Below are 6779 nucleotides of genomic sequence, written 5' to 3'. Positions count from 1 at the left end.
TGGGATTCATTTGCGGTTTGGGACGATTAGCATTAGAAAACTGGCGCAAAAAGCACAGGAAAAAAGCAACACGTATTTAAATGAGCTTATTTGGCGCGAGTTTTATCAAATGATTTTATGGCACTTTCCACAGGTAGTGGACAATAATTTCAAATCCAAATACGATCGAGTCTACTGGCGGAATGATGAAAAAGAATTTGAAGCGTGGTGTAAGGGCAAAACTGGCTACCCTATTGTTGATGCAGGCATACGAGAATTAAATGCCACTGGCTACATGCACAACCGAGTACGTATGATTGTCGCTAGTTTTTTAACAAAACATTTGCTCATTGACTGGCGTTGGGGCGAAGCCTATTTTGCCAGAAAATTATTAGATTATGAACTAGCCTCTAACAATGGTGGCTGGCAGTGGGCCGCAGGAACCGGTACCGATGCACAACCCTATTTCAGGATTTTTAACCCTGAATCCCAGACAAAAAAATTCGATCCTAACTTAAAGTATATTAAAAAGTGGGTGCCTGAATTTCAAGAACTCTCTTATCCAAAGCCTATTGTAGACCACAAATTTGCAAGAGAGCGTTGCTTAGATACATTTAAAGAAGCACTAGGTAAATGAATATTCTCCTCACAGGTTCAACAGGTTACATAGGCAGGCGTTTACTCCCCGTACTGGTGCAAGATGGCCACCATGTTATTTGCCTGGTAAGAGATAAAAGGCGGTTTGACTGGGAAGATTTTGATGATAATTTCCTAAAGAACGTCACAGTTATTGAAGCCGATCTTCAAGATGAAACATCACTCAATAGCATTAACATGCCTATTGATGTTGCTTACTATATGGTTCATTCGCTTAGCAATTCTTATGAAAGCTTCTCTGCACTTGAACAACAAACAGCACAAAATTTTGCTAACCTTTTAAAGGGCACTGCTGCCAGGCAAATTATTTATCTAAGTGGTATTTCTAATGATAATGAACTGTCGGAGCACTTGCAGTCAAGAAAAGATGTAGAAGAAGTGTTGAGATCTTCAGGCGTACCTTTAACTGTACTGCGTGCTGCCATTATTATTGGCTCTGGTAGTGCCTCATTTGAAATCATCAGGGATTTAGTAGAAAAACTACCTGTAATGATTGCCCCCAAGTGGCTTAAAAGTAAATGCCAGCCGCTGGCTATTCGCAATGTGATAGAATACCTACGTGGCGTACTCATGAACCAAAAAACATTTAACCAGGTATATGATATAGGTGGCCCCGATATACTTACTTACAAAGAAATGTTGCTGCAATTCGCAGCGGTACGAAAGCTTAAAAGGTATATTATTTCGGTACCGGTGCTATCGCCTAAACTGTCTTCTCTTTGGCTCTACTTTGTTACTTCCACTTCCTACACATTGGGTAGAAATTTGGTAGATAGCATGAAACACGATGTGGTGGTTAAAAATGGGAATATAAACGACATTTTGAAGGTTGATTTACTCGATTATAAAGATGCCCTAAAATTGGCTTTCAGTAAAATCAATCAGAAAAATGTAGTTTCCAGTTGGAAAGATGCTGTTCAAAATGATAAAATGGATAAAAATTTCCTCGACTTTATTGACGTGCCTTCGCATGGTTGTTTCCACGATATTAGAAAGGTAAAGTTCAATGAAGACCCAGAAAAAGTAAAAAGCAATATATGGGAAATTGGCGGGGAGCGCGGCTGGTATTTTGGCAACTGGTTATGGAAAATAAGGGGTTATTTTGATTTAATGGCTGGTGGTGTGGGCTTACGCAGGGGGCGCAGAAGCCCGGTAGACTTGAAACCTGGTGATTCATTAGATTTTTGGCGTGTTTTACTAGCAGATGAAAATCAAAAAAGACTGCTTTTGTACGCTGAAATGCGCTTACCTGGCGAGGCATGGCTCGAGTTTAGAATAAAAAATGAGAATGGACAAAATGTTTTATTCCAGAAAGCCACCTTCAGGCCGTTAGGTTTGTGGGGCAGAATGTATTGGTATTTAGTATTGCCCTTCCATTATCTAATCTTTCCTATGATGGCTAGGAATATTATTAGGTATAAGTAATTCTGCTTCGGAATGTATATCTTTCTGCATTTCATTAATGCTATGACATCATTGCACTATTCTAAAAACTTTGCCAAGGTACTTGCCTGCTCGTCAATTTTAATTGTTACATCGTGTAATTTGTACGACAACAATCAAACTGTAATATATAATGGCAGAATAGAGGTATTAGGTAAATCCTATGACGAATCTTTGCAAGATTCTGTTTTAATAGTTGGAAGCGTATATTCAGCAGTTGATAATATTACACCAGAAATTAATGCCAGAATCTGGTCGGAGAAAATCGTATTCGAGACATTTTCTAACGCTAATGGTGAATATGAGCTAAAACTACCCCCTGGTAGCTATGATATTAAATGTAAGAAAAGATTTGGCAATAGTGATTTTATTGAAAAACTAAGTGGTATCGAACTGCTCGCAAATGAAAAGTTTGAAGTCAACTTTTTTTTAGGCGTGTAGGCTGAATAACAAAACCAACTTCTATTTTCATTGTTATTTTTATAATGAAAGTATACACCTTAAAAACAAAACAGTTTTTACCAATTTCTATTTCAGAAGCGTGGGATTTTTTCTCATCGCCAAGAAACCTAAAGCACATTACGCCTTCTCATATGAAATTTGATATCAAGTATATTTCCGGGGAAGAGAAAATGTATGCAGGCCAGATCATACGATATAAATTACAACCCTTACCGGGTATACCTGTGTCTTGGACCACCGAAATAACTCATGTGAATGAACCTGCCTTTTTTGTAGATGAACAGCGTTTTGGCCCTTATGCCTTGTGGCATCATCAACACAGATTTAAAGAAGTAAGTGGTGGTGTTGAAATGGAAGATGAAGTTAACTATGCTATACCATTTGGTTGGTTAGGCCGGTTTGCTAACTGGCTCTTTGTAGGCAAAAAGGTAAAGGCTATCTTTGACTATCGTTTTAAGGTTCTGGAGGAGCGATTTAAATAAAATGGACTGGATTACAATTACAATTTGTGCGTTTATCACAGTAGGTACCTTCTTATTTATGGAAGGGGTGGCATGGTTCACCCATAAATACATTATGCATGGGTTTTTATGGAGTTGGCATCGTTCACACCACAAAAAACACAATCATACCCTGGAGCGAAATGATCTCTTTGCACTAGTCTTTAGTATACCTAGTATTTTGCTATTATACTTTTCCCTTGGAATTAATCCGTTTCTGACAGCGGCTGGTATTGGAATTTTTCTTTATGGCTTGTTCTATTTTATATTTCATGATGTTATTGTTCATCAAAGAATTAAGTGGCGCCCAAAAAAGAGAAGTAGCTATCTCAACAGAATGATTAAAGCACATTACATACACCATATAGTACGAACTAAAGATGATGCCGAAGCTTTTGGTTTTCTGTATGCTCCCAAGAAGTTCGAAAAACGTGATATAAAGCCTTCTGCCCTTGAAGGGGATACGCACTAGTTATTAATAAATCAAACATTTAACCTATTTGGTGGTTTTATCTATGAATAAAATTATAGATGAAATCATCACTAATTATTGGTTCCGGAATCGCAGGAATTGCATCAGCACTTCGACTGAAAAAAGCAGGTTATGCTGTTAAAATATTTGAAGCTGCCAACCATCCGGGAGGTAAATTACACGCTTTTCATTTAGGCAATTTTCGGTTCGATATGGGGCCTTCATTATTTACAATGCCCCATCTGGTTGATGAACTATTTCAATTATTTAATAAGAATCCTTCAGATTATTTTGTCTACACAAAAAAAGAAACGCTTTGCAACTACTTTTGGGAAGATGGAACAAGGTTTTCTATGCCATCCGGCCAGGGTCAATTTCTGCAAAAAGCTTCTAAACAATTTGATGTTGAGGAGAAACAACTTAAAAAGTATTTAATACGCAACAAAGAAAAGTATGACCTGACAGCCGATCTATTTTTATCTAAGTCATTACATACATGGAAAACCTATTTTTCTTTCAAAACAGTCAGCTCATTAGTTCAGGCCTATAAACTTCATTTAAATGACACACTAAATGGTGTAAATAAAAAATATTTTAATAATCGCCATTTGATCCAACTCTTTAATAGGTATGCTACCTACAACGGGTCATCACCTTACAAAACTCCTGGGATCATGTCCATGATTCCGCACTTAGAAATGTTCTATGGTACTTATTTACCTAAAGGTGGAATGCATCAAATTACAAAGAGTTTGTACAAGCTAGCTCTTGAGCAGAATATCGAATTTCATTTTAATGAATCAGTTGATGAAATAGTAATTGATGGCAATTATGCAAAGGGAATAAAAACTGCAAAGGGCTTATATACGGCTGATATTGTGGTAAGTAATACAGACATATTCACAGCCTACAGCAAATTGATAAAGTCAGATAGAAAACCAAAACGAATTTTAAATCAGGAAAGGTCAAGCTCGGCTGTTATTTTTTATTGGGGAGTTGACAAACTATTCCCAGAGCTCGATTTACATAATATTCTTTTCAGTGATGACTATGAAGAAGAGTTCAATTCCATTTTCGATAAAAAAACACTGCATAATGACCCTACAGTGTATATAAACATTACTTCTAAAGAAGTAAAAAGTGATGCGCCTAACGGGTGCGAAAACTGGTTTATAATGGTTAATGCACCAGGTAATTTTGGACAAGATTGGGACACATTAATTAAGGAGCTTAAACAGAATGTGATTCATAAAATTAATAGGGTACTAAATTGCAAAATTGAGAATCACATTATTGAAGAAGAGGTACTCGATCCACGAAAAATTGAGCTGAAAACGGGCTCTCACCTAGGCTCATTGTACGGAACCTCCAGCAATTCAAAATTTTCCGCTTTCTTACGGCATTCCAACTTCTCTCCTGATTACAAAAATCTATTCTTCTGTGGTGGATCTGTACATCCAGGCGGTGGCATTCCTCTTTGTCTCTTATCAGCAAAAATAGCAACTGATTCTATAATAGCGCATGATTAATTACTTCCTAAACCAGACTAAACCCTTTACACCAAAATCAATTGCGCTGGCATTTGTATGGTTGGTTCATTTGTCAGGGATCATAGGTATTACTTTGGGCTATCAAGAATGGTTCATAAGCAAAACCAATTTCAACCTCATATTACTATGTATTCTGAGTGTGGTTTTTTTTCCTGTAGACAACTTAAAAATACTACTAGGGTTATTTCTGATGTTCAGCATCGGATTTTTCTCAGAGTGGCTTGGGGTTAATTACGGTCTCATTTTTGGAGATTACCACTATGGTGAAAATCTAGGAATAAAAATAGGCGGTGTACCTCTGCTAATTGGCATGAATTGGGCATTGCTTACAATACTAACAGGTGCAATAGCGCAAAAAGTACTTAAAAATAAATATGCTAAAATTTTTTCTGGTACATTACTTATGCTTGTGCTTGATATTTTTCTTGAAAATTCTGCCCCCAATTTTGATTTCTGGTATTGGCACATAGGACATCCACCGCTTCAGAATTATATAGGTTGGTTTACAATAGCGCTCATTCTTCAATTCATTTATCACAAATTAAGAATTAAGGGTGATTCCACATTTTCTTTACATCTTTATGCCGCACAATTAATTTTCTTCGTTTACTTCTATGGGTTCTACCATTTATGATTATGCAATAATTGGTGCAGGTGCTGCAGGTCTTCAGTTAGCACTTGCGTTAAGTAAGGATGCCTATTTCAATGATCATAAAATACTTGTTATAGAAAAAGAAGGCCAACGTACAAACGATAAAACCTGGTGCTTTTGGGAAGAAGGAAGTGGCAAATGGGATCATATCATTACCCGAAGTTGGAATAACTGTCAGGTCATAGCCTCAGATAAAAGAAAAAAGGTTAGCCTCGGACTGTATGCTTACAAAATGATTGAGGCTATTAATTTTTACAATTATGCCGAAAAAGAACTGAGAAAAACATCAAATATTGAATTTGTACATGCTTCTGTTGAACAAGTTAAAAGTCATGATACGGTTGAAATTAAAACCGATAGCCGTAGTTATCATGCTAAACATATTTTCGATAGCAGAATTAGCGATGCTTTTTTTAATAAGGATGACAAAAGCATAAGGATACTACAGCACTTTAGGGGCTGGCTTATAAAAACAGAAAATAGTGTTTTTGATGATACAAGCTTCACGATGATGGATTTTAGTGTAAAATGGCCTGAGACAACTAGTTTTATGTACGTTTTACCTATTTCGAAGCATGAAGCCTTGGTTGAGTACACCTTCTTTTCTTCGAACCTTGCTAATGAAGAGGATTATGATAAAATGATTAGACACTATATTGAAGATGTTTTAGCTGTAGGGAACTATGACGTGAAAAATATTGAATCTGGTGTAATACCTATGAGTAACTACCCCTTTTATAAGCACAATACGAAACAGATAACAAAAATAGGAACGGCAGGTGGTTGGGTAAGGCCTTCTTCCGGATATTCCTTTAAAAATGCAGAGAAAGCCTGTAATCTCATTATCGATAATCTTAAAAAGAACAGAAGACCATCCAGCGGTATATTTAAAATGCGCTTTGCATTTTATGATTCAATTTTTCTTAAGGTATTGGAGGATCACAATTACCTTGGAGAAAAAATATTTTATGACATGTACTTTAAGAATGATATCGGCAAAATATTAAAATTCTTAGATCAGGATTCCACTATTTTCGAAGAACTTAAAATAATTAGCAGTTTTA

The 6779-nt window shown here is 36.4% G+C and carries 8 protein-coding genes; all 8 read left to right on the top strand.

Annotated elements, in window-relative coordinates:
* Nucleotides 1–616: cryptochrome/photolyase family protein (locus RLO81_RS08620; RefSeq protein ID WP_350110100.1), on the top strand; the 616-nt coding region annotated here is incomplete at its 5' end.
* Nucleotides 613–2061: an SDR family oxidoreductase gene (locus tag RLO81_RS08615; protein WP_350110097.1), complete on the top strand. Its 1449-nt coding sequence runs from the start codon at nucleotides 613–615 to the stop codon at nucleotides 2059–2061. The genes RLO81_RS08620 and RLO81_RS08615, both read left to right, overlap by 4 nt.
* 12 nt (nucleotides 2062–2073) lie before the next feature.
* Nucleotides 2074–2520, top strand: coding sequence for a hypothetical protein (locus RLO81_RS08610; RefSeq protein ID WP_350110094.1), 447 nt, complete (start codon nucleotides 2074–2076; stop codon nucleotides 2518–2520).
* A 44-nt stretch (nucleotides 2521–2564) separates the two neighbouring features.
* A complete protein-coding gene (locus RLO81_RS08605) occupies nucleotides 2565–3023 on the top strand; it encodes an SRPBCC family protein (protein WP_350110091.1) in 459 nt (152 codons plus the stop codon).
* A 1-nt stretch (nucleotide 3024) separates the two neighbouring features.
* Nucleotides 3025–3513 (top strand): sterol desaturase family protein, encoded by a 489-nt coding sequence (locus RLO81_RS08600; protein ID WP_350110088.1) that lies wholly within the window; start codon nucleotides 3025–3027, stop codon nucleotides 3511–3513.
* A gap of 59 nt (nucleotides 3514–3572) precedes the next feature.
* Entirely contained in the window at nucleotides 3573–5042 is a 1470-nt protein-coding gene (gene crtD / locus RLO81_RS08595; RefSeq protein ID WP_350110085.1) for a 1-hydroxycarotenoid 3,4-desaturase CrtD, read from the top strand.
* A complete protein-coding gene (locus RLO81_RS08590) occupies nucleotides 5035–5697 on the top strand; it encodes a carotenoid biosynthesis protein (RefSeq protein WP_350110082.1) in 663 nt (220 codons plus the stop codon). The genes crtD and RLO81_RS08590 overlap by 8 nt, the downstream gene beginning before the upstream one ends.
* Nucleotides 5678–6779: lycopene cyclase family protein (locus RLO81_RS08585; RefSeq protein WP_350110079.1), on the top strand; the 1102-nt coding region annotated here is incomplete at its 3' end. The genes RLO81_RS08590 and RLO81_RS08585, both read left to right, overlap by 20 nt.

Source organism: Fulvivirga sp. (genome assembly GCF_040220315.1).
Classification (GTDB): domain Bacteria; phylum Bacteroidota; class Bacteroidia; order Cytophagales; family Cyclobacteriaceae; genus Fulvivirga.
The sequence above is the reverse complement of the archived record's forward strand: the minus strand, read 5'-3'. Positions and strand labels throughout refer to the sequence as shown.